Annotated in this window: 19 protein-coding genes; 12 read left to right on the top strand and 7 right to left on the bottom strand. The window is 42.9% G+C overall.

The window, feature by feature from the left end; all coding sequences use genetic code 11:
• The first annotated feature begins 13 nt into the window (after nt 1-13).
• From K2W90_03615 to K2W90_03625, 3 genes are all read left to right on the top strand, one after another.
• The gene (locus K2W90_03615) at nt 14-307 is read left to right on the top strand and encodes a hypothetical protein (protein ID MBY0353426.1); all 294 of its coding nucleotides are present in this window, start codon (nt 14-16) and stop codon (nt 305-307) included.
• The gene (locus tag K2W90_03620) at nt 295-738 is read left to right on the top strand and encodes a hypothetical protein (GenBank protein ID MBY0353427.1); all 444 of its coding nucleotides are present in this window, start codon (nt 295-297) and stop codon (nt 736-738) included. Before K2W90_03615 ends, K2W90_03620 begins: the two co-directional genes overlap by 13 nt.
• Before the next feature lie 100 nt (nt 739-838).
• Nucleotides 839-3,424: a DNA translocase FtsK gene (locus tag K2W90_03625; protein MBY0353428.1), complete on the top strand. Its 2,586-nt coding sequence runs from the start codon at nt 839-841 to the stop codon at nt 3,422-3,424.
• Here K2W90_03625 and K2W90_03630 read toward each other — a convergent pair.
• Entirely contained in the window at nt 3,421-4,770 is a 1,350-nt protein-coding gene (locus K2W90_03630) for an AAA family ATPase (GenBank protein ID MBY0353429.1), read from the bottom strand. The two genes, K2W90_03625 and K2W90_03630, sit on opposite strands and share 4 nt — an antisense overlap.
• Nucleotides 4,771-5,152: 382 nt before the next feature.
• Here K2W90_03630 and murF point away from each other — a divergent pair, with 382 nt between their 5' ends.
• The 4 genes from murF to K2W90_03650 all read left to right on the top strand — a co-directional run bounded on the left by murF (nt 5,153) and on the right by K2W90_03650 (nt 10,245).
• Nucleotides 5,153-6,565, top strand: coding sequence for a UDP-N-acetylmuramoyl-tripeptide--D-alanyl-D-alanine ligase (gene murF, locus K2W90_03635; GenBank protein MBY0353430.1), 1,413 nt, complete (start codon nt 5,153-5,155; stop codon nt 6,563-6,565).
• A 100-nt stretch (nt 6,566-6,665) separates the two neighbouring features.
• On the top strand, nt 6,666-7,619 hold the full coding sequence (locus K2W90_03640; protein ID MBY0353431.1) for a hypothetical protein: 954 nt from the start codon (nt 6,666-6,668) through the stop codon (nt 7,617-7,619).
• Between the two features lie 97 nt (nt 7,620-7,716).
• Entirely contained in the window at nt 7,717-9,504 is a 1,788-nt protein-coding gene (locus K2W90_03645) for a hypothetical protein (protein MBY0353432.1), read from the top strand.
• Nucleotides 9,505-9,711: 207 nt separating this feature from the next.
• The gene (locus K2W90_03650) at nt 9,712-10,245 is read left to right on the top strand and encodes a hypothetical protein (protein ID MBY0353433.1); all 534 of its coding nucleotides are present in this window, start codon (nt 9,712-9,714) and stop codon (nt 10,243-10,245) included.
• Here K2W90_03650 and K2W90_03655 read toward each other — a convergent pair.
• Nucleotides 10,242-12,128 (bottom strand): heparinase II/III family protein, encoded by a 1,887-nt coding sequence (locus tag K2W90_03655; GenBank protein ID MBY0353434.1) that lies wholly within the window; start codon nt 12,126-12,128, stop codon nt 10,242-10,244. The genes K2W90_03650 and K2W90_03655 overlap by 4 nt on opposite strands.
• A gap of 158 nt (nt 12,129-12,286) precedes the next feature.
• Here K2W90_03655 and trpS point away from each other — a divergent pair, with 158 nt between their 5' ends.
• Complete coding sequence (gene trpS / locus K2W90_03660) at nt 12,287-13,294, top strand: tryptophan--tRNA ligase (GenBank protein MBY0353435.1); 1,008 nt, start codon at nt 12,287-12,289, stop codon at nt 13,292-13,294.
• Between the two features lie 5 nt (nt 13,295-13,299).
• Here the strand turns inward: trpS and K2W90_03665 are convergent, their stop codons facing one another.
• The gene (locus K2W90_03665; GenBank protein MBY0353436.1) at nt 13,300-14,406 is read right to left on the bottom strand and encodes a protein phosphatase 2C domain-containing protein; all 1,107 of its coding nucleotides are present in this window, start codon (nt 14,404-14,406) and stop codon (nt 13,300-13,302) included.
• Nucleotides 14,407-14,425: 19 nt separating this feature from the next.
• Nucleotides 14,426-15,361 carry a tyrosine-type recombinase/integrase gene (locus K2W90_03670; protein MBY0353437.1) on the bottom strand — a complete coding sequence of 312 codons (936 nt, stop codon included), beginning with the start codon at nt 15,359-15,361 and terminating at the stop codon, nt 14,426-14,428.
• A 150-nt stretch (nt 15,362-15,511) separates the two neighbouring features.
• Between K2W90_03670 and K2W90_03675 the strand changes: the two genes are divergently transcribed.
• On the top strand, nt 15,512-16,174 hold the full coding sequence (locus tag K2W90_03675) for an endonuclease III (GenBank protein MBY0353438.1): 663 nt from the start codon (nt 15,512-15,514) through the stop codon (nt 16,172-16,174).
• 82 nt (nt 16,175-16,256) lie between these two features.
• On the opposite strand, the gene K2W90_03680 is transcribed toward K2W90_03675, so the two are convergent.
• Nucleotides 16,257-16,724, bottom strand: a complete 468-nt coding sequence (locus tag K2W90_03680; GenBank protein MBY0353439.1) for a hypothetical protein — start codon at nt 16,722-16,724, stop codon at nt 16,257-16,259.
• A gap of 262 nt (nt 16,725-16,986) precedes the next feature.
• Nucleotides 16,987-19,575, bottom strand: a complete 2,589-nt coding sequence (gene mutS, locus K2W90_03685) for a DNA mismatch repair protein MutS (protein ID MBY0353440.1) — start codon at nt 19,573-19,575, stop codon at nt 16,987-16,989.
• 144 nt (nt 19,576-19,719) lie between these two features.
• Here mutS and K2W90_03690 point away from each other — a divergent pair, with 144 nt between their 5' ends.
• Together K2W90_03690 and cmk are read left to right on the top strand one after the other, a co-directional pair.
• On the top strand, nt 19,720-20,259 hold the full coding sequence (locus K2W90_03690; GenBank protein ID MBY0353441.1) for a hypothetical protein: 540 nt from the start codon (nt 19,720-19,722) through the stop codon (nt 20,257-20,259).
• Between the two features lie 26 nt (nt 20,260-20,285).
• On the top strand, nt 20,286-20,969 hold the full coding sequence (gene cmk, locus K2W90_03695; protein ID MBY0353442.1) for a (d)CMP kinase: 684 nt from the start codon (nt 20,286-20,288) through the stop codon (nt 20,967-20,969).
• Nucleotides 20,970-20,976: 7 nt separating this feature from the next.
• Here the strand turns inward: cmk and K2W90_03700 are convergent, their stop codons facing one another.
• On the bottom strand, nt 20,977-22,467 hold the full coding sequence (locus tag K2W90_03700) for a PhoH family protein (GenBank protein ID MBY0353443.1): 1,491 nt from the start codon (nt 22,465-22,467) through the stop codon (nt 20,977-20,979).
• Between the two features lie 174 nt (nt 22,468-22,641).
• Between K2W90_03700 and thrS the strand changes: the two genes are divergently transcribed.
• Nucleotides 22,642-24,360 (top strand): threonine--tRNA ligase, encoded by a 1,719-nt coding sequence (gene thrS, locus K2W90_03705; GenBank protein MBY0353444.1) that lies wholly within the window; start codon nt 22,642-22,644, stop codon nt 24,358-24,360.
• Nucleotides 24,361-24,366 lie beyond the last annotated feature (6 nt).

Consider the following 24,366-nt stretch of genomic DNA (forward strand, 5'->3'; position numbering starts at 1 on the left):
AAAGGAGCGTTTTATGATTGAAGAACAGTACAAAGATAGGCTTGTTGCCATTATTTCCAAACACCTTCCGGTGTGTTCTATTTATTTGTATGGTCCGTGGGCCAAGACTCAGGGCTACTTGCCCATGCCAATTGAGGTTGCTCTTGATGATCGCGAGCAAGAAATTGATATCGCGGTGCTGGGCAATATTTTGGAAGATCTTCACGAGTCAACAATTCCCTATTGCATTGAGTTGGCAGACCTTAATGATGAGTATGATGATGTAGTACAAGAAGTAAAAAAGGGTTTTGTGGTATGGAAACAATAGCATGCCGGCACCAGCAACGGTTGCATGAAAAACTTAAAGCGTTGGAAGAGGCTTTGTATGATATTAATCATGTGAGTGAGTGGTGCGACCAAAAGGATCAGGCTCGCTACAAGAAACTTGCTACCATGATGCACGATTCGCTTACTAAGCGCTTTGAATATTGTGTTGATGAATTGAGTGGCTACTTGGCGGTGTGTGTGCAAAAGCCAGGAATGCTGGCGCGGCCAAAAAGTATGCGTGATGTGGTGCGCATGGCAGTGCACGCGGGTTTGCTGACGCCGCAACTTGGCGAGCAGGCGCTGTTGATGCTTTCAATAAAAAACAGCATTGGCCAGCAGGAGCCTGAGGCTATGGAGCCATTTGTTCAGCGAGTTAGTAACTATTGCAATTTGATGAAAACTATTGTTGAAAAGAATAGTCTGCAAAAATAATTTTTGTTAGAAATTTTAAAAAGTTGAAAAATTTTTAACAAAAGCGGTATGCTTAACAACAAGGGAAGTAGGCAATCATTTTTTGTGGAGAGGGGATGCTATGTGGCGCAAGAAAAAATTTAGACGAGTCAGCATGCGCGATTTTTTGGATCGGCAAAAACAGCGGTTTCAAGCCAGCGCGGGAAAAAAAGCGACATGGTATCAAAAGGAAGTGGTTGGTGTTGGTTTAACCGGTTTGTTTATTTTTTTAGCACTGGCGCTTTTTTCTCACAATCCAAGCGACCCTCATTTACTTAATGCGGGTGCTCGCATTGGTCAAGCAACAAATTGGGCGGGCATTGTTGGCGCCAACGTGGCAGCATTGCTCGTCTATTTTTTTGGTTCAGCGGTGTACGTTTTGTTGGTATGCGTTATGATACCTGCCTATCTCTTTTTGGTGCACGGTTCTGTGTGCACTACGCGTATTCGGTGCATCTTTTTGCCCATGATGCTGATTACCAGTGCGGGCTTGTGCAACCGCTATGGTTTTGATATTACCAACAGTTATGCCGGTGGCTTGCTGGGTTATGCTGTGTGCAAGTTGCTTGAGTTTCCCTTTGGCTATGGCGGTACGGCTATTATTTTGTGGTCTCTGTTGTGGGTAAGCATTTCAACTATTGGCCAAGTTTCGCTTTTGAGTGTGCTGAATAATGTGGCGCAGTACAGCTACTGGGCCCTTAAAAATACGATCATTGCAGTGAGTGTTGCAACGCGTTGGCTTGTAACAAATACCTGTTGGGTTTTTAGTACGCTTTTTGCGCGCGGTAAAAAGTATCGTGAAGAGAATGAGGCGTTTGCGCCTGAAGATCTTTTTGCGCCGCAGTATAGTGATGGTTTTGTGGTGCCGTTGGTAAGTGGCGAGGTTGACCCTTCGAGACGCTCTTCGAGCTCCTCAGGGAGAGCGGGGGATGTTGAGCAGTCGGCAGATGCTTCTGATTATGTAAATTCGTACGAGTGGGACGGTGCAGTGCCTGGATTGGTTGGAGATTCACGGGCAGATATTCTTTCCGTTCTCCCTGAGGAGCCCGCAGGGCGTCTCGAAGGGTTGATAAAAAAATTTGCTAACAAAACAATCAGAACATTTGTGCGTCACGCAGCAGAAACGCCGCTTCGCGAGCGCTTATTGTTGCCAAATTCTGTAGCTCAAAAAAATATGTTTGCAGGTGAGCCGACGGCGTATGCGCGCGTGTTTGATCAAGCTGCTCTTTACAAGCAAGCGCAGCTGTTGCAACAAAAAAGATTTGCGTTGCCCGAACTTGAACTTTTTGACACGCAAGCCGACACGCAACTTGAGCAACGCATGCACGATGATGCGTTAGCGCGTGGAAAAAAACTTGAAGAGAAGCTTCAACATTTTGGCGTAAAGGGCCGCGTGACCAACATTAAGCCGGGTCCGGTGATCACGCTGTTTGAATATCAGCCAGAAATTGATAGTAAAATTAGTAAAATTACCGCACTTGAAGATGACTTGGCCATGGCGCTTTCAGCATTGAGCATTAGAACCATTGCGCCGATTCCGGGCAAGAATGCTGTTGGTTTTGAAATTGCCAACCCAACGCGCGAAAACGTTTATTTTTCTGATGTGGTGCGCTCGGCAGACTTTGAAAACTTTCAGGGTGAGCTCCCGTTAATTTTGGGCGTGGACGTTGTTAAAACGCCGGTCATTGTAGATTTGGCCAAGATGCCGCACTTGCTAGTTGGTGGGACTACTGGTTCTGGTAAATCGGTTGGTTTGAATGCAATGTTGGCAAGTTTATTGTGCAAATGCACGCCAGACCAGTTGCGCTTAATTTTAGTTGATCCAAAACGTCTTGAGTTTACGCCGTACGCCGATATTCCACATTTGCTGTTTCCCATTGTTACCAACCCAGCTCGTGCTACCGGTGTTTTAAAATGGGTGGTGCAAGAAATGGAAGAGCGCTATGAACGCATGGCGGGGATTGGTGTGCGTAACGTACTTGAGTATCAACGTGCGGTTACGCACGGCATGCGCGACCAAGAAGGGCATTTGCTTAAACCAATGCCGTTTATTGTGGTCATGATTGATGAGTTGGCAGATTTAATGATTGTTGCCGGCAAAGATGTTGAAACGCACATTGTGCGTATTGCGCAAATGGCGCGAGCTTCTGGCATTCATATGATTGTTGCAACGCAGCGACCATCGGTTGATGTGGTGACTGGTCTGATTAAAGTTAACTTTCCAAGCCGCGTTGCTTTTCGTGTTTCTTCAAAGGTTGACTCACGTACTATTTTGGACCAGGGCGGTGCTGAAAAATTATTGGGTCGGGGTGACTTGTTGTTTATGAGTTCTGCTTCAACAAATCTGAAACGTGTGCATGCGTCGTACATTTCTGACCAAGAGATTCAAAAGCTGGCTGCGTTTTTGCGTGAGCAACGCAAGGTGCACTATCTAAACTTGCACGAGGTTTTGGAAGTTGAAAATAGCGATGGGCGTGGCGATGCTGAAGATGAGTTGTTCCCAGAGATTATCGACTTTTTAAAGACAACTAATGAGATTTCCATTTCTATGCTGCAGCGCCGTTATCGTATTGGTTTTAATCGGTCGGCGCGCATTATTGAACAGCTTGAAATGAGTGGTTTAATTGCGCCGGCACAAGGTAGTAAGCCGCGCAAAGTAATTCGTTAAAGAATACTTTCATAGCTGGCTCGTGTTTCTGGTTGGCTTTTTAGTAAAGCGCCGGCAATGGCGTAGAGTGGCCACGACATAATTTTTTCGTGCTGAGAATAGTTGTTGGTTGAAAAGCGAATGCCGTAGGGAGATTGTGGATGGCTGTCTAAAAACATGCGCATACTTTTGAGTGTGCTGCCCATGCCGCTCTTGACTTCAATCGGGATTATTTGTCCGTTGTCTTGCATGAGATAATCAACTTCTGCTTCGCTTCCTTTGGTGTTGCGTCGCCAGTAATAAAGGTTCGATTTTTGAGTTGGGTGGGCGTGTGCGAGTAATTCTTGCCCAATAAACGCTTCTACCAACGGACCTTTGTTAATAAATTCTTGTTGTGGCTGTAAAAACCACCCTTTAAGGTTGAGCCCCAAAACGGTCTGACACAGCGCTACATCTAAAAATAGTGTTTTATAATCGCTCAGGTCAGCTTCGGCGCCCAGTGGAACGCCGTTGCCAGCACTGTGACAAATCGTATGCGCAATGCCCGCTGTGCACAGCAGATCAAGACATGGTGCAAGTTCTCGTTTGCGGTAGTCGCCCTCGATTAAACTGTATTTAAACTTTGAACCGATTTGGCGGGGAACAGCGTTGAAGACGAGATTTATGTAGTTTAGTTGAAATTTATTGGCGTATTTGTTGAAGTCTTGCCGGTAGGTATCAATTAATGCGCGGTGTACTTCAACGCACGCTTGCGGATCTTGGTTGCTTGCCCAACGCGCTATCGCTTCTGGCATGCCGCCAATAGCAAGGTAGTGGCCAACAAGTGTCAAAAGTTTTTCATGAATTGTTTGGCTAAAAGGGTTGTCTAGAGAACTTTCTAAAATTGCTTGGGCTAGAACTGTGTGGTTAGTGGCGCATAAAAATTCGAAAAATGATAACGGGTGGACGTAGAGTGACGAAACGCGACCCACCGGAATACCCACTTCTTTGAGGGCAAAGTCGAGTAACGAGCCGGCGGCGATAATGTGTTGCTCTGGAAATTTTTCGTAAAAATAACGCAAGGCTGTTAATGCTCGTGGGACCGTTTGAATTTCATCCAAAAAAATAAGTGTTGAGCCAGGAGTTATGGTGGTGCCCAGATGCAGCGCAAGGTCGCGTGCAATGCGGTGTGGGTCTAGGTCGTGATCAAAAATATTTTTGAACTGATCGTCTGTTTCAAAATTGACCTCAAGAATATTGTCGAACGATTTCCCAAGCTGTTGAATGGCGTACGTTTTGCCTACTTGGCGGGCACCGCGGAGCAGCAGGGGTTTGCGGTAGGGAGATATTTTCCATTCTTTGAGATAAAAATCGATGACGCGTTTCATTGGTTTTTCCTGGGCAAAATGAGAGCCATGGTTAAAAAAGACGGATACTTTGGGTGGTTTATGGTTAAAAAAGACGGATACTTTTGCTTTGTCATGGTTAAAAAGTACGCTAGAGGGTCTGGGAAGTCAAGATTTTTGCTGAAACGCGCACTTTCCTTTGCTAGTGCTGTGTAAATAGCGTATAATCCAAGGCTATTTCGTATAAAGCTGATAGGCAGCGTAGTTTTGCTTTTTCTCAAAAAATTTTCAACGGTCAAGAAGTTGTCAGATTTTTAAGTAAATCTTGACAAACATGAGAAAAAAAGTAAATTTTGCCAGTGTGTGCGTGGTTATTTTGATTGCGCAGGATGATGGAGATACCTGTTCACGAAAGATTTAGGGCATGTGGGTTAGTAAAGATTTTTTATGCGAAACGCTTGGCGATGCATCAGTATATGTTGGCAGACAGGCTTGTGTTGAAGGGGATATTTCTTTTTCAATTGATAGTCGTTCCAAGCAAGAAAACCAATTGTTTGTTGCCTTGTCGGGCAACCGCGTTGATGGCCATGATTTTATAGATCAAGCAATCGGTAATGGTGCGTGGGGGCTTTTGATTAGCAAGCGTGCGGTACTGGAAGCGTTGAGCGAGCGTGTTAAAGAGCGCTTAGTTATTATTATTGCTGCCGACACGCAACAAGCAATGATAGCATTGGCAAAAGCGTGGCGCGCGCAACTTACTATTCCACTTGTTGGGATTACCGGTTCGGTTGGCAAAACGTCGACCAAAGAGATGCTGCGCTCAATGTTGCGCCATGCCGGCGTGCCTGCTGCTGTTTCTTATGGCAATCAAAATACGTTGTTGGGCATTGCGCTTAATTTGTCACACGTGCAGCGTGAACACAAGGTAGCCGTCTTTGAAGTGGGCATTAACGATAAAGGCGAGATTGAATCGCAAATTGATTTGTTGCGCCCAACCATTGGCGTTATTACGTTTATTGCTCATGCGCATGCGCTAGGTCTTGGTTCATTGCACGACATTGCGTATGAAAAAAAGAAGATGTTTCGGTATTTCTCGCCAACTAACATTGGCATTATTTGCGGCGATCAAGATTTGTTGGCCGATGCTAGTTATCCTCATCCGGTTGCAAAATTTGGTTTTAAAACAAAAAACCAAGTGCAGGCGCGCAAAGTGCGTGTGGTTACCGGTGCCGATGGTGTGCTGGCAACCCAGTTTGTGTTGAAATGGTATGGTGCAAAAGTGACCGTTACTATGCCCGGCAATCATTTGGGCATGGTTAATAATGCGTTAGCGGCTAGTACCGTTGCTTATTTTTTAGAGATTCCTTTGGATGCGGTGGTCAATGGCATAGAGCAGTACGAAGGCTTTGCCCACCGCTTTGAAATTAAAGATATTCGTGGCAAGCGTGGCCGTGTGATTAGTGATTGCTACAATGCTAACCCTGAGAGCATGAAGGCCGCCTTGGTTGCCTTTGACCAAATGCCTACCGCAGGTGCCAAAATTGCGGTTATTGGTAATATGTTGGAGTTGGGGGAGAAACAGGTTTATTGGCACCGTCAAATTGGTCGTTTAGTTAATCGGCTTTCTTCAATACAAACCGTTATTTTAGTTGGCGAGCTTGCCTGGCAGGCGGGCCATTCGTTGGCGCGCGGCGTGCAGGCCACTCAGGTTGCCGACTGGCAAGAGGCCACCACAGTGCTTAAAACCATGCTGGGCGAGCATGACCAGTCCCTGGTCTTGGTAAAGGCTTCACGTGGGGTTAATTTGACCAAAATGGTTGAACAAATCGTTGAATAAGCGCCATTTTTGCCCCTTTTGCCTTTTGACCAAAAGTCAATTTTAAGCTATTCTGGATACATAATTAAGTTATTTTTTATGTATTTTGAGTGGGGGTTATATGTTATTTAAAAAAACATCATGTTATTTATTGTTGTTACTTGTGCTTGCTGGCACCGTTAATGCTATGCAACCACGGCGCAATCCTAAGCGGCATTGCAGAGGCTTACAACAAGACGTGCCCGTGCCTTCAGTGCTTCCCGTGTCTTCTGCGCTTATTGATTTGTCTGAAGATGTTGAGCAAGAACTCCAGAAAGTTGTAAGTTTGCCGCCCGCTTTAACGCCATTGCAAGAACTTTTGGCGGTAAGGGACGAATTTTTGGTTCCTTTCACGCCAACATTAGCTATTAATTATGATGCTCCAGCAAGCAGTTCTTCAAGCTCAAGTTCTAGTAGCTCAAGTTCTTCCAGTTCAACTACGCCATCTGACGCACTTCTTTTTTATACGTGTTTGCAGCAAAATGATTCTAGTGCGGTAAGTTACCAAGGTTCTCGTCGCATAACGCACGGTCTTCACTGTGGTTATTATGCGCTGTTTTTTGCACAATTGTTTACGTGTCTGAGCGACAGTGAATGGCCTGGAGCTATTAATAATCGTTCATTGTTGCGCAGTACAATTAAGCCGTGGGAAAAAGATTTATCATACAAAAACAATCTGGGTACTTTTGCTATTGAGAATATTATTGAGAAGAGTGAGCTTCTTACACAAGCGCCTATTGAAGTTATTCAGCATGGTCTAATTGACGGCTGGTTTGCTGGGCAAGGATTTGGTTTAACAAAAAGGCTGATTTGGGTTATTGCGGAACTTGAGCGTGGGCGTAAGGTTGCTTTTATTTTCAACATTGGCGGGCATTGGATTACGCTTGGCGCTAGAAAAGTTGATGATATAGTAACGATTTATCAATTCGATTCATTAAATCGAGATCAAAACCAGTTGGCTGTAGCGTCTCAATTATATGAATTTATTAGGCGTTTTAGTTCAGATCGGCTGATCGATATGTTAAAAAAACGCTAAATTAGTGCAAATTTTGCCATTTAAAGCCGTTTGTTGCCTGGTTAGTTTTGTGCTATAATTGACACATATAAATAAATAATGGAGATTTGGAGGCTTTATGATTATCAAGAAGTTATATGTATACTTATTTTTGTCATTAATAGCATTGCCCGGTGGGCTTATAGCTATGCAACCTGGCCACGAGCAATCTGAACAACAGGAATCAGGTTCTATGTTGAGTCGGCTTGTGAGTAGGGTTTTTGCTGGAATTCAGCCTTCTTCCTCTTCAAGTTCATCATCATCATCTTCTGCATCGTCGTCTTCTTCAGGTGCTTTAGCGGAAGAAAGTACTTCGTCAACACCTTTTCCATATGCTTTGGCTCCTTATACCCAAGCATATCATTGTTTAAACCAAATGGAGTTTATGCAAGGGTTACTTGATCAAGATGCTCAAATGGCACTTGTTCTTGCACAACAGCTTGCACAAGAACTGGACCAACCAAAGAGTACGCCAAGGAATTCTGGTAGAAATCGTAAGCGGAGTACGCGTACTTCAAGCGAAATAGAAGATGCACCGGTAATAAAAGATGCTCGCACAAATGTGTCTTCTCAAGATAATGGTGGCGATGTTCCCCAATTATTAACGCCGTCTGAAGTAGAAGAAGCTGCGGTAAGTAGTTCTTCTTCAACAAGTGTTGCGTCAGAAGTTCAACAAGAAAAGCCAGAAGAAAAACCAGCATTGCCTGATCATGGAACGCATTGTGGTTACTACGCGGTATTTAATGCGCTTTCTTTTTTATTGGCGCCTAATGATGTGCAGTTGCAAGAAGATATTGAAAATAGAGAGTTGTTTCAAAATGCTTATTTGAATGGTTGGGAGGACGTTGTTAGAGCTCATAATGGTCAAGATTATCTGGGGCCAATCAACAACCTCACGCCTGAAGAATTGGAAGCGGTTGTAGCAACGCTGGATGAAGATTTAAGAAATCATATTGGTGTTATTGATCAGGCTGACCATGCTCTTACTCAGTGGAGTCAGGGTCAGGTTTTTCAAATTTTGGACGAAATGCTTGATAAAGTTGAGCGTTTAAATCAAGGCGACAAGATTGCTTTATTGCTCAATACCAATGGACATTGGATTACTGTTGGTGCTGAAAAAATAGCGGGCGATTTAAGGCTTCATTATTTTGATTCTATTAAACCGCAGGGTCAACCTGAAGGTGCAGCTGCGGCTGTTCAAGAATATCGTCAAAATCTTGTTAATAATTTGTATCTCTTTTTACGTGATGCTCATGCACGACGCTTAAGGTTTGCCAGAGAGTTTCATGAACCCTTCAATATTATTAATAGAACGTTTAATTGTGGTATTCGTTACTCTGATGAGTATTGTGCGCGTTTGCGCGGAATTGCTCTTGATCAATTAAATACCATTGAAGCACGTGCTCAAACAGATGAAAACGGTTTTCGTTATTGTCCTGTAACTCGAATTGATGATTCAGAAACGGTTATTTATTTTCATGATCGCGTTAACCCTGAAACTAATGTAAGAGTTGCTCGGTTAACGTCATTGCGTCGTCAAGTAGAAGATCGTTGTGTCTTTAGTAGACAAACAGGTCTTACTGATCAAGTAATGGGAGATGAGGCGTACGGAAAATTTTTAGAAAATTTAATACGTCTTTTTTCTAGGCATGTTGGTCCTAATATAATATTTCAAGAAGCTATGGCAGACCGATGGAACAATCCTAAGGTTGCATTTAATAACGCCTTTGAGCGTTTGCAAGGTCTTTGGGAGCAATATTCTGTACAGTTGTCTATGGAACAATTTATAGCATTAGCTCAGGCAAATAATGTGCACGACGACTTGCTCGATGCGTTTGAAGCGCGCAATATTGCAGTGGCTCAATAAATATTTTGAGTTACTTGCTTATTATTGGTAACTAAATTTTTAAAAGCGTCAACAGAACATGTTGGCGCTTTTTTCTTTTTTTGGGGGGGGATGTGTAAGATTCGCTTGTTTTCCCCCTTTATTTTTCCTTTCTTGTTTGATCCTTTTTTATTGGGCTAGAATAGGTACAAAGGTATCATTAAACCTAATGCATGAAGGGAGAGAGCCATGAAGAATCATGCGCCAGATCTATGGTCAAACGAAGACCTTCGTAATGTAATGTTGAAGTTGCCGCACAAAATATTGCACAACCGTGAAGTGGCAGGTCTTGCTCAAATGATTTTGCACGAGCTTGGGCCGCAGTTGGGCTTTAAGCGTGCGACGTATCTTATTGATAATCCCGATTTTTCTTGTTTAAAGGGCGTTGCAGGTTTTTGTCGTGATGAGTGTAAATTTCACCAACAAGATTTATGGCAAAATCCGCATGCGTTTGGGGCAGACATGGAGCAGGCAGCATTTCATTTACAGGTCCAAAAATTTTATCATGAAAATGTAGCGCGCAAAGATGGCACGTGTTGTTCTGATGCACTGACTGAACTTGGTCAAAAAATTGGGATTGCAAATCCTCATGTGTTTACCTGGCCAATGCGGCATGAAAATACTGGCATTTTATTATACGAGCCAGATGAGGCAGGTATTTGTAAAAAACATCCTGAGGTGTTGGACCACGCAAGTGCTTTATTGGGTTTGTGCTCAGTTTAAACTGACCAACTAATTACGGTTGTTTGTTTGGAGGTTGTCATTTGTTCTGCGGTAAGCTTATGGCTTGCAAGGCGCACACCATATTCGGGCGCAAAAAAAGTATCATTTTTTTGTAGATCCAGCGTACTTGTTAATAGTGCCATTGGTTTCTCATTTTTCTGAAAAATCCATGTTTTCTGCTCTTTTTTTGTGAGGGTGATTTCTGGATGTCCTATAAAATTCCAGCAGCCGGTTACTGGCGCTGTTGACTCGAACCAATCTTCGATTATGAGTTTGTTGTTTGTTGTATCAAGAGTGAGTGTGCGGTTGAGTGTTGCATTCAGATGAGGGCATGCTTGGTAGGAATCGCGTACCATTATCCTGTTATTAATGGTTTGTATTTTTGGTGCTTGTGGTGCTGATTTTCGAGCAAGCTGGAAAAGGTCGCTCTGGTTGTGCTTGCAAGCAGCGCAGTACGCAAAAAAGGTGGTGTGTGCAGGCGCTGAGCGAAATTCATTGCGCCAGGACGCATTGGCTGTGTACAAATAGCTGCCTGGATCGGTAAGTAGTTGCGTATCGCTTAAACTGAGTGTAAAAGCAAGTTGGTCGTGGTGAAAATGGCCCGATGGTTGCGTTTGTGCAAACGTTGGGTGGCGAAAGGTTATGTGCCACTGGTTGTGTTTAATAATACTCAAACCAAAATTTGGGTACGTTGTTGCATGATTCTGATTTGTTGGTGGTATGTGTAAGCCGGTTACTAATTTCCCACTGTCGTCATCACCAATTTTTATCAGTGTGCCATTAGCTGTTGTGTTCTTGGCAAGAAAGTTTATCAAAGCGTCGGTTTTGTTCGCTTTACTCAGTACGTTTGTAATGCTTGCAAAATGCAGATACATTTCGGTATCGAGGCGATGGTAGGCAGTGGAGCCTTCATAGCTTGTGCCATCAGGCTGAATTTGTCTTTCAAATTCTTGTTCAAGTTTATTTTTATAAAATTCTATTTTTTGTTCAAAATACGGTATAGCTTTAAAAAATGTTGTTAAATAGAGTGAGCCTAAAAGCTCCGCTACATAATGATTATTTGCTTTGTCTGAAGCGGTGTTGTTGGCGGCTAAGTAAATTGCATGGTCGTAGAGCGAGCAGATTAATTGCTCTGCTTGTGCTGAGGTTGGTTGGCACAACAAAAAGCCCCAAATCAAGTTGATAGCGCGGATTGCAACGTCCATAGCGCAGACCCAATTAACGCCCAACAAAAAAGGATTGGCTGTTATCCACGAATGTGCTTGCTCAAAAAAGGCGTTTGAGTACTGTTGGTCATGCGTGAGCTGGTAAGCGCTGCCAAGAAAAAAAGCGTGATGAAAGCGTGAAAGATCCCACGGTATTTTTATGTCAGCTTGATAGTGTTGCGATGTTGTTGGTTGGTTGGGAATGGTAATGTCGGTATAAAAAAGTGGGGCGCTGTTTTTGTAAACGTTTGAAGAGCTAGAAAATTCTTGCTGGTTAAGTGTATCGAGTTTGAAATCGTGTTGCCACGGTATGGTAGTAAATGTTTGCGGTGCCGAGCCCAAGATAGAAAATGTTTTTTGAACGGCCAAGTCAGCCTGGTGGATGATTTTTGCTGGATTGGTGTGTGAGGTTGGGAGTAAGCCTGCAAATGTTGGATTGGTAAGTAGATTGTGCACAATATTGTTTTGGTGCAGCTGTGCAATAAAATCGTCGAGTTCGGGAAGACGGTAGCGGTATTGAATGTTGTGCCACGTGCTGTGCACCGTTCCTGCTAGAGCTTTTTGTCTGAGTTTTTTTGTAAAGTGATAGGCAATTAGGCGTCGCTGCAGTGTTGCGTGTAGGCCACGAGGACCAAGTTCGCTTAAGCGTTTGAGATAGTGAGTAAGTCGAGATATCATGGTGAGGCTCCTTTTTTTTACCCGTTCAGCGTAGCACAGGTATGCTTGTTGTTGAAGAAAAGGGTTACTTCTTGAATGCTTGGTGTTTTTGGGTACACTAAAGTGATAAGAGTGCTCAGTGCGGGAAAAATCAGAATTTAAAGAAAGAAATAATTGTTATGAATAAAAAAATAGTTTTAACGGGTGACCGGCCAACTGGGCCTCTGCATTTGGGACATTATGTTGGTTCATTGCGCAATCGTTTGGTTTTGCAAGAAACCTGCAAGCAATTTGTTATGCTTGCTGACGTGCAAGGTCTGACTGACAATGTTGAAAACCCAGAAAAGATTGCCAATAATATTTTGGAAGTGGCGCTTGATTATTTGGCCGTTGGTATTGATCCAACCAAAACTACTATTTTTGTTCAATCAATGATTCCTGAAATTGCTGAATTGACCGTTTACTATCTTAATTTAGTAACCGTTGCGCGTTTGGAACGCAACCCAACCGTTAAGACTGAAATTCATCAAAAAGGCATGGAAAAAAATGTTTCGGTTGGTTTTCTTGCCTATCCAGTGAGTCAGGCTGCCGACATTACTTTTTTAAATGCTGAGTTGGTGCCGGTAGGGCACGATCAGTTGCCGGTTATTGAACAGACGGTTGAAATTGTGCGTCGCTTTAATCGTATTTATGGCGAGGTTTTTGTTGAGCCGCAGGCAATGGTGCCGTCAAATGAAGAAGTAGGGCGCTTGCCAGGCATTGATGGCAAAGCAAAAATGAGCAAGTCGTTGGGTAATGCTATTTATTTGTCTGAAGAACCTGATGCGTTGCTGAAAAAAGTGATGGCAATGTATACCGACCCTGAGCACATTCGCGTTGAAGATCCGGGCAAGATAGAAGGCAATACCGTGTTTATGTATCTAGACATATTTGGCACCGACAAAGAGCAGATTACGCAGCTCAAAGAGCAGTACCAGCGCGGTGGGCTTGGCGATGTTAAAGTTAAAAGATATTTGAACGAAGTACTGCAGGCTTTTCTTGAACCAATTCGTAACCGTCGCAAAGAGTTTGCTAAAGATCCTGCTGCGGTGATGGATATTTTGAAAAAAGGAACAGCGGCAACGCGTGAACGTGCCGCTGTAATGATGCAAAAAATTCGTCAGGCAATGAAAATTAACTATTTTTAGTTGATCTATTCGGTGTCACTGCCTGAAAAAGAAGAAAGCAGTTCTTCTGTTGAATAGCCGTCATCTTCGGTTGTTTGGTCACTATCAAGAGTCCATTTGGTGATTATTGCTGGATCAAAAAAAATAATGGTTGCAGTAACGTTGTCGTGGTTCCAGAGCGCAAGAGCTTTATCAACAAGGTTGTTTGCACAAATAAGTGGATGCATTCCTTCGTTTAGCCAATGTTTTACCAAATCGACAGCTGCCTGATTGCTCATAACGTCCCATAGGCCGTCGCTTGCAATAATTAAAAAATCTTCCGTGCCATTAAGATCTCTGCTGTAAATGTCTGGCTTTACGCATAAAAGGTCGCCTAAATTTACATTGCCCAGTGCTCTGCTAACAGCCAAGCCACTGTTGCCAAAGCGAGCAACTGTATACTCTTTTTTTACGGTGCTTTCAGTTGTTTCTAGAAAATCAAAAATTCTACCGCACGGTATAACACTTACTTCACCACCCAATGACTCAATACGTGTTTGTTCTGAAGGTAGGTCTGGGTTGTGGTCAATAGAGACTTGTTGTGCGTGGCCGTTGACGCATAAAACTGCCCGAGAGTCGCCAACGTTTGCAACGTAAAGTTTTCCCGATCGCACAAGTGCAACGGTTGCCGTGGTGCCAATGCGATATGATTCTGATTTAATCTCTTCATGAAATTGAGCGAAACTTTGTATGAGTGCTTGCTGGGTGGTTAATGTTTTTTCGTGCTCAAAAATAAGTTTGTGAAGCTTTTCTTTTGCTTGTAATGCGATACGTGTGCCGCCATGGCCATCATATACTCCCCAAAGTTTTTTCTTGTCGTTGTTGTAAAATGTATCTTCCATTCTTGGCCGTGCACCTTGTCTTGCAGCTGTGGCCGTAATGGGGTTTAGTTGTGTTGGTAGGCTTGAGAGTGCGGAGTGTGATCGCACTACAGAGCTGGCTTTTTTTGCTTTTATTGGAAGGCTTTCTGAACGTTCTAATCGCTTGCGATTTGATGATGATGCCGGCACTGGGTTTGATGAGCCGGCTGCTGAAAAAAGATACGTGTTGTTGCTAAAAAGAAAAAGTGAGAAAATGGCTACTATTGTTTTCATAGTACTATCCTTTGCTTTATTATTCTTCATGAACTAAATGGTCAAGTTCGTTGAGTGGGTGTTTTTCATCGCACAGCTGTGCCAGCTTTTGGTTGCTGATGTGTGTATAAATTTCGGTTGTTGCAATGGTTTTGTGGCCAAGCAATTCTTGAATAACGCGTAAATTAACACCTTCGTTGAGCAGGTGTGTTGCAAATGAATGACGTATTTTGTGCGGTGTAAGCTTGCGATCTATTTTGAGAAACTTTCTAAACATTTCAAAAATGCGTTGTATCGAGCGGGAGGTGATAGGTGTGCCTTTGCAGTTTACGAATAAAAAGTCATGCTTTTGATTGTGCAACATGGCGGGGCGCTCTTCTTCGATATATTGTTGAACTGCTTGTTGAGCTTTGTTACCAAAAAGGACCATGCGTTCGCGCCGCCCTTTCCCCATAATTCTGATTGTTTGTTCGTGATGATTGATATCAAGAAGTTTGATATTAATGAGTTCTGAACAGCGTACGCCCGTTGCATAAATGAGTTCAAAAATTGCTTTGTCGCGGTAGGGATATTTAGTGGGTAGCTCTTTGATATCTACCGAATCGAGCAAGTAAAAAATCTCGTCAACTGAAAGGGTGGTGGGCAGTTTTTTGTCTAGGCGGGGCGATTTGAAGGTAAAGGTAACAGGGACGCCTTGTGTTTTAAGATACGCAATAAAGGAACGCATGCTCGAAAGTTTGCGTGCAAGGGAAGGTTTGCTAATCTTTTTATAAAAGAGCGCGAGTGCGTAGCGTTGCATTATTTTGTCAAAACTGTGTGGCACATTTTTTTCTTTGCTAGAAATGGTTTCCCAAAAAGTTGCAAGTTGTTGCAAATCAGACTCATAGGCACGTAAGGTATTTTCTGAGACATTTTTTTCTACATCAAGAAAGGTGATAAATTCACCCATTTTTTCTTTAAACGTTGAAAGTTCCAAGTACGTACTCCTATTGTTTTGAGTGGCCCGGATATACAGACAAGCATCCGTCATGATAAACTAGGCCGGCGTGTAGCAGACAAGTATATGGAAAAAAAGTATATTCGTTAACAGTTTTCTCGCGTTTAGTGCGATTGGGGTTTTTTGATAATGACGAATCATGAAAAAATTATAAAAATTATAAAAATTTTGAAAAAAGCTACCAGCTCCATGACGTTGCCATTAATCGATATTTTGACTAATGAATATGGCAAAGATCCCTTTCTTATTTTAATTGCGTGCTTGCTAAGCCTGCGCGCCAAAGACACTACTACGGTGCATGTGTGCAGAGCGCTGTTTGCTGTTGCCACAACGCCACAAGTGTTGTGTGCCATGGACCGAGCTCGTTTAGAAAAAATTGTTTTTAAGACTGGTTTTTATAAAAATAAAGCACGTATTTTGCAAGAAGTAAGTCAGGCATTACTTGATAGGTTTGAAGGCAGAGTGCCCGATACGTTTGAAGAATTGATTTCAATTAAAGGGGTTGGTCTGAAAACGGCCAACTTGGTTTTGGGTCTTGCGTTTGACAAGCCTGCCATTTGTGTGGACACGCACGTCCACCGTATTTCAAACCGATTGGGGCTAATTGCTACCAAAACGGTTGAGCAGACTGAGCAGACGTTACAGAAAAAATTGCCGCAACGGTATTGGACCGTGTGGAACAAATTGTTGGTAATGTGGGGACAAAATATTTGTGTGCCGCTGAGCCCAAAGTGCAGCCAGTGTGCCATAAAATCTGAGTGTAAGCGCGTGGGAGTTACGCGTAGCCGATGATAGTAGTTTGTTTATGAACAAATAAAAAAGGGATCAACCGCGCAGATTGATCCCTTTTTTGAAATTCGTGCTTTGTATTTAACTAAGCAACAACTTCAGTTTCTTCTTTGCACAAAGCTTTTCTGATGCTTTTTGCAAGTTTCTTAAGTTGTGACTTGTCTGCATCACGGGTAAGGTCATAAGCAGCCAAACCAGCAACAGCTACAATTGAAGTAACTACTGCGCCGGTGATATATGGATGTGCTTTAATTGATGTCCAGCTTGCATCTCTCTTTTCTGTTGCAGATTTTTTTGCAGATTCATATTTTTCTTTTACTTTTTCAAGCTTAGGTTTCATGAATTCTGTATCTTTAGCAAGGTAAACACCTGCTGCAGATCCTGCAACAATAATGCTTGCAATAAGCGCTGTTGCTTTTTTAGGATTTGCTTTCATCCAAGCAATAATTTGATTATTGTTGGTTGCTTCTGGTGCTTGTTCAGCTGGTGCTGCTGCAAAAGTAGCGTTAACCAAGCCAAGGGAAAGAACGAGTGTAAGAGCTAACTTTTTCATGAGGAGACCCCCTAATAAAAAACTATAATAAAACAAAATACTGTCAAACTAACAATGATGCTTAGAACATAGTTGCGCGCGACTTTGTTGCGTTATCGATTTTGGTTTAGGAACCGACCCACCCAAAATCAAAATAACGTTTACCAAGCGAGACGATCGTACCATAATATTTTTAAAAATCAAATATATTTCTCGCAGCCCATTTTGATAACCAAAAATTATTATGCATATATTTTCTGACAGAAAATCTATTGTTTTTTAGTTATACGTTCTTTGTTAAATCCCACAACAGATCAAACGCTTGTTTTGGCGTGAGCTCATTCATGTTAATTGTTTTGATTTTGTTGAGTAGATTGTCTGTTGCATGTGATGCTTGTGGCGCATGTTGGCACGTGCATGGTTCTTGTGTAAGAAGCTGTGCAGTGCCGGTGGTATGCATGCGCAAGTCCTGTTGAATGTTGCCGGCGCGTTCAATAATTGACTGTGGTAGTTGTGCCAGTCGTGCAACATCTAAACCAAAGCTGCTGTGTGCAATGCCTGGTTCTATGGTGTGCAAAAAGTGCAAACGTGAACCAATTTTTTTACATTGCATGCTATAATTTTTTATTGCCGAAAATTGGCTTGCCAGTGTGGTAAGCTCATGATAATGGGTTGCAAATAAACATTTGGCGCCAACATGTTGCATTAAATATTCAATAATTGCCTGTGCCAGCGCAATGCCATCAAAGGTGCTGGTGCCGCGGCCAACTTCATCTAAAATTACTAAGCTGTTTTTTGTTGCCTGCGTACAGATTGTTGCGGTTTCTTCCATTTCAACCAAAAAGGTACTTTTACCTTCTGCAACATTGTCGCCAGAGCCAATGCGCGTAAAAATGCGATCAAGTAGTGGCAGGCTTGCACTGTCGGCTGGAACCAGGCTGCCGCATTGTGCCATGATGCAGATCAGGGCAACTTGGCGCAAGTAGGTAGATTTACCGCCCATGTTGGGGCCGGTAATAATCAATAACGATTGTTCGTCGTTAAGTACCGTATTATTTTTTACAAATGCGCCTTCACGTGTTGTTTCAACTACTGGGTGTCTGCCGCCGTTAATAATAATGTCATGATGGTCGTTAAACTGCGGCACAACATAATGATTGTTGTACGCGCACTCGGCCAAACCAAACAAGCTGTCTAAATAGGCAAGAGCTTGTGCGGTGTGGCGCAGTTGTGTTAACTGTTTTTCAACTTCGTTTTTAATACGTTGGTACACATCGGCCTGCACCACATCAATTTCGCTTTGTGCGGTGTTAATGTCGCGTTCTAAGTTTTGCAGTTCTGGCGTGGTAAAGCGAACGCGATTAACCAGCTTTTGCTGATAAATATAATCTGCCGGTACTTGCGATAAATTTGGATTGGTAATTTCAAGGTAATAGCCGCTTATGTTGTTGTAGCGAATTTTTAGGCTGCCAATGCCAGTGCGTTCAATTTCTTGTCGTTCAAGTTTCAGAATTTCTTGTTGGCCGTTTTCAATTAAATTACGAAAATGGTCGAGTTGGTGGTCAAAGCCCTTTTTTATTGCGTACGTATTGCTGGTATCTTCGTTGAGGCTTTTTTCAAGCAGATTCACCAGGTCGTCAAAGTCGTAAATTTTGTCAGCAATTGCCAGCGCCAGGCTGCTCTTGGTAAGTGTTGTTAGCAGATCTTTAATGTCGGGTGTTATGCCCAGCGAGTTTTTAAGTGCAAGATAATCGTGCAGCGACGCTTTGCGCAGGGCAATGCGGCCAATAATGCGCTCAAGGTCAGCCAGCTGGCTTAAAAAATTTTCTGTTTTTTGCATGGTGCTAATGTTGTTGATCAAGTTAACAATAACTTCTTGACGCTGCACAATAGCATCTTTTTGCACCAGCGGGCGTTGCAACCATTTTTTGAGCGTGCGTGAGCCCATGGCGGTTTTGGCGTGGTCCATAACGGCAAAGAGAGAGTTTTTGCGACTGCCGTCTTGGTTGTTTTCTATGATTTCTAAATTTTTTTGTGTCGCATGATCTAAAATTACGTAATCGTCTGGCTGATAAAAATTGACTGATTTAAACTGCGAAAGCGAGGCTGCTTGGTTCTTGTTGAGATAGCGGTACAAAACGTCAAGTGAGTGTGCCAGCTCTTTTTTTTCTAAAAGTTGCTGTTGAGTTTTGGCATTAAATTGCTGTTCAAACCAACCAGTTCCGGCCAGTGGGCCATAAATATCATCGGTAATTTCTTCAATCTGGTAGGGCGCAAAGCTGGCGCAGTAGCCAAGCTTTTTAAAATAAACATTAAACGGTTTTATGCGGTTGCCTTGCGATAAAATAACTTCATCAGGAAAGAAGCGAATGAGTTCTGCTTCAATCATTTTGTGTGCACCGGCTGGTACGCTGGTAGCAAAAAGCTGTGCAGTTAACAGCTCTGAAAAGACCATGCCCCACGCGTGTTCACCAGGGAAAAATGACATTAAGTACGATGCCGATTTTTCATCAAGCATTGCTGAATCGGTGAGCGTTCCTGGCGTTAAAACCTGTGTGACGCCGCGCTGCACAACCGTGCCGGGCTGTGGTTTGGTGAGTTGATCGCAAATGGCAACTTTAAAGCCACCCGCAATTAATTTTTTAAGATAATGATTCAGTGAATGTACCGGAACGCCGCACAACGGAATATCTTTGCCCTGGTTTTTGCCGCGTTTGGTAAGTGCAATGGCAAGAAATGATGAGGCTTTAATAGCATCATCAAAAAAGAGTTCATAAAAATCACCGACCTGAAAAAACACCAGAGCATCGTCATATTCTTGTTTAATGGCAAAATATTGTTGCATTAACGGGGTAATTTTATCTTGAATCATTATTTTTAACAGGTTAAAATTTTGCGAGGCTTTTGGAGTGGTAGTATAGCGGTTTTAATTGATTATTGCCATTTTAAAAAAAGCGCGTAGCATGAAAAAACTTCTGAGAGAATTTTTCTGAAATCAAAATCAAGGAGATGCATTATGAAAAAACAGCTAATTATTTTTTTGAGTGTCATAGTTTTGTGCGGAGTTTCTAGGCCTATTTTGCCGGCTGCTGAGAAAAAAGGAGAGTTTGCAGTAACCGCTCCTGCTGGTTGTGGGATGATGGCTATGCAATTAGGGCTTAAAAAAGCACCCGATCGTTATGGCAAATGTAAAAAAATTAAATCTAGCGATGTTATAACTGAGAGCATGATTCTGGATGCCTATGCGGCGGCAAAAGAAAAAGAAGCAGAGAGTTGTGCTAGTCCAAATCGGCTATTTGGTACACCGGGAAGGCTTGGTACTCCTGGTAGGTCTGGCGTGTCCGGGCTCTTAGAAACAGCACGTGACTTTTTTTTGGAGTATATCTATCTTGCCTTGCTGGAGATTGATCCGGTGACGGCACCTGAAGAAGAGTTGACTGATCCTGCCATTGCACAAAAGATTAAAGCAAAAAAAGAAAAAGCAGTCGATGATCATGATCGCCTGGAGCTTTTGAGCCGTGCCGAGCTATTTTTTAAAAGAACACAAAAAAAGTAATAGAAGATTGTGAAAAAGGGAGTGAGATGATTATTACTATCGATGGCCCTGCTGCCAGTGGCAAAAGCTGGGTAGCACAAGCGCTGGCCAGCAGATTGGGGTGCTATTATTTGTACACTGGTTTGTTGTATCGAGCTTTTGCTTATTTGTTGAAAAATAAATATGGTGCTCAAATAAGCCAAATAGTAACGTGCATTGGTCCGTGCGTGATTCAAGAAGATGATTTGGCGTTGATTGAGAGTATTGATTATTCGTATGATAACGGCAAACCACAAATTACCATTGATGGTCGTAATGTGACTGAAGCGTTGTATCAGAGCGATGTTGATCAATTGGCTTCAATTATTAGCGCTAGCAAACTAGTGCGTGAGCGCTTGTTGCCGCTGCAACGACGTGTTGGTAAAAAATATGACATTGTTGCCGATGGCCGCGATTGTGGGTCGGTTGTGTTCCCTGATGCTGATTACAAGTTTTATTTGACCGCCTCGCTTGATGTGCGCGCTCAGCGTTTGGTGGGTGATGCAAAACGTAAAAATGGCGACATGAATTTTGAAAAAATTCGTGAAGAGCTTGAAGTGCGCGATCAGCGCGATACACAAAGAGAAGTGGCCCCGCTCAGGGTTCCTGAGGGAGCCACGGTTATAGACAATTCTGCGTTAACAAAAGACGATACGCTGCAAGAGTTTTTGCATTGTATTAATGATTTGTGAGTTTATTTTATAAAACATCTGCGGCCAATTGTGCCAACTCACTGCGTTCGCTCTTTTCTAAAAATGCCGTACCAAAAAGGCTAGATCCTTTGAGTTTATCGGTTGTTACCGTCAGGCCGTTGCTGGTAAAATCTAAGTATGGTGAGTCGATTTGAAACGGATCGCCTGCCAAAATAACTTTGGTTCCTTGGCCTGCGCGACTAACTAATGTTTTAACTTCGTGTGGTGTTAAGTTCTGTACTTCGTCGATAAACACAAATTGATAAGGGATAGAGCGTCCGCGCATGTACGTAATTGCTTCAAGACTCAATATTCCTTTTTGTACCAGCTTTTCAACATAGTGCATATCTTGGTAACGTTTTTGTTGATGATGTTGTTCGCGTTCTCGCTCGTGATGTTTGCCTTTGCGCCAGCGTGGCTTGCGGTCATTGCGATCCATTTGTAAATCTTCTTCGTTGCCGCGCAAGAGTTCACTTGAAATAAATTCAAGATTGTCGTGTACCGGTTGCATCCACAAATGCAATTTTTCTTGAATATCGCCGGGCAGGTAGCCCACATCGGCGCCCAAGGCAACAATTGGTCTGGCTACCATAAGCTTGCGATATTCTTTTTCGTACGCAACTTTAAATAGCCCAGCAAGTAGCGTAAGAAAAGTTTTACCGGTCCCGGCGGGCCCTAGCAGGGTTACAATTTGAATGGAATCGTCCATGAGCAAATCAAGCGCCATGAGCTGTTGAATATTGCGCGCTTGAAAACTGTGCAAAATAGTGATGGGATTAATTTCTTTGCACTGGTTGCCGCCCAAAAATCTGAACAGACGATTATTTTCTGGATTGTTTTCACTTTCTAAAATAATGTATTCGTTGGGGGTAAGGTCTTTGGCTGAAACAAGACTTAACACTTTATTGCTGTTCATATCTTTTAAATCTTTTGCGGGTAGGGCTAGCTCGATCCAGCCTTTGTAGTAGCGGTCGTAGGTAATTTGGCCGCGGGTATAGTCTTCGGCGTTCAGGCCCAAAACATCTGCTTTAACGCGTGAGTTGATATCTTTGGTAACCAGCGTTACTTCGCAATTTTGTTCTGCCAAGTCTTGAACCGTTTGAATAATGAGGTTGTCTTTGACGGTTTGTTCGCTCAAGCTGGTGAGTGTTTGCGAAAAATCAATTTTTGTGGGCGAAGGAAAAACTCGTAATATAGCGCCTTCGGTCCCATTTTTCAGCTCAACTCCTTCTTGCAAGCGGCCTTTGGAGCGCAAATCGTCCAACGTTCTAATAACTTCACGCGCGTTGTGCCCTTTTTCTCCACTTTCTTTTTTAAACCCGTCCAGCTCTTCAAGTACCACAAATGGGATACCAATGACCACGCCCTTGAAGGCAAAAATGGCCTTTGGGTCGTGCAAAAGCACGTTGGTATCAAGTACAAAAATGCGGTTGAGCCTGATGGGGCATTCTTTGCCGTTTCCGCCTACTTTTTGGGTGATCTTTTTTGTTTCTTCCACAAAGTCTCCTTTTCTGACTTGTATGAATGGTTTGCCGTGGCTGGCTTCTTTTAATTACGATGAGCTCGTGCTACACTAGTGCTCAATCATTTGCCGCCATGAAAAATAGTATAGGTATCTTGTGAGTGAGTCTGCAATACATTGGCTGATTTGCATAAAATAAGAAAGGGTCTTATGAGCGAAATGAATGAACAATTACACAATTTGCGACATTCCGCAGCGCATTTGCTTGCGCATGCAGTTACGGAATTATTTCCAGGTACTAAAATGACCATAGGACCCGTAACCGAGACCGGCTTTTTTTATGACTTCTTGCCAACAACAAATTTTAAAGAAGAAGATTTGCCGCGTATTGAAGCAAGAATGCGTGAGCTTGCAAAAAAAGATTACAAAATTGTTGGTGGCCAAGTACCAAAAGCTGAGGCGCGTGAGCGTTTTAACGATAACCAGTTTAAACTTGAACTTATCGATGAAATTCCTGGCGACACAGTAGGTATTTATAGTCAGGGCGATTTTTATGATCTGTGTCGCGGTGGGCATACTTCTTCAACGGGAGACGTTAAGCATTTTCAGTTGACTAGCATTTCTGGTTCGTATTGGCGTGCTAATCGCGAAGGTGTTGCGCTTCAAAGAATTTCTGGTATTGCGTTTGAAACCAAAGAAGATTTAGATGCTTATTTGCAGCGTCTTGAAGAAGTTAAAATGTATGATCACCGTCGTTTGGGCAAAGAGCTTGATCTTTTCTCATTCCACGAAGAAGCACCGGGAATGCCATTTTTCCATCACAAAGGACTCTTGGTCTACAACAAGCTGATCGAATTTATTCGCTCGTTGTTGCGCAAAGATAACCAAGAGATTCGTACGCCGCTCATGATGGCAGAAGATTTATGGAAGACTTCTGGGCATTATGATTTTTATAAAGATAAGATGTATTTTTGCACAATTGACGAGCAAACTGACTGCGTGCGGCCTATGAACTGCCCTGGTTCTATCTTGATTTATAAAGAGCGTCCACGCTCATACCGCGAGTTACCATTGCGCTTGGCTGAGTTTGGTTATGTGCATCGCTACGAGCTTTCTGGCGTGTTGCACGGTTTGTTTAGAGTGCGTGCGTTTACCATTGATGACGGTCATATTTATTGCACCATCGATCAAGTTGGGGACGAAGTGTTAAAAGTGTTGGCATTGGCTGACAAAGTGTACCGTGCCTTTAACTTTTCAAAAATCAAAATAGCAATTTCTACGCGCCCAGAAAAATATATGGGTGATGATCAAGATTTTGAAAAAGCAACTAATTCACTCAAAAGTGCGCTTGACCGTACCGGTGTGGCGTACATAATTCAAGAAGGCGAGGGCGCTTTTTACGGCCCCAAAATAGAAATTGTGATTGAAGATAGCATGGGCCGTGAATGGCAGTGTGGCACTGTTCAAGTCGATTTTACCTTGCCGACCAACTTTGATCTTGAGTACATTGCTTCCGATCAGTCAAAAAAACGTCCGGTTATTGTACATCGTGCTATTTTAGGTTCTATTGAGCGCTTTTTGGGCATGGTGCTGGAGCATTGCAAAGGACGTTTGCCATTTTGGATTGCGCCGGTACAAGCACGTATTTTAATGATTACCGATCATCAAAGTGCCTATGCAACAAGCTTGTACGAACAATTAACGGCGCATGGTTTGCGTGTTGAAATTGACACGTCGGGCGACAAAATATCAGCACAAATTCGTCGTGCACAAATGGATAAAGTGCCGTGGATGTTGGTGCTTGGCAAGAAAGAAGAAGAGCAAAAAACGGTTACGTTACGCTTGGCCGATGGCCAGCAGCAGGGTGATTTGACGGTGCATGATCTTTGTGCAAAAGCAGATGCGCTGAATGCAGAGCAGTCAGCATAATAACTT

This window comes from Candidatus Babeliales bacterium (assembly GCA_019749895.1).
Taxonomy (GTDB): domain Bacteria; phylum Babelota; class Babeliae; order Babelales; family RVW-14; genus AaIE-18.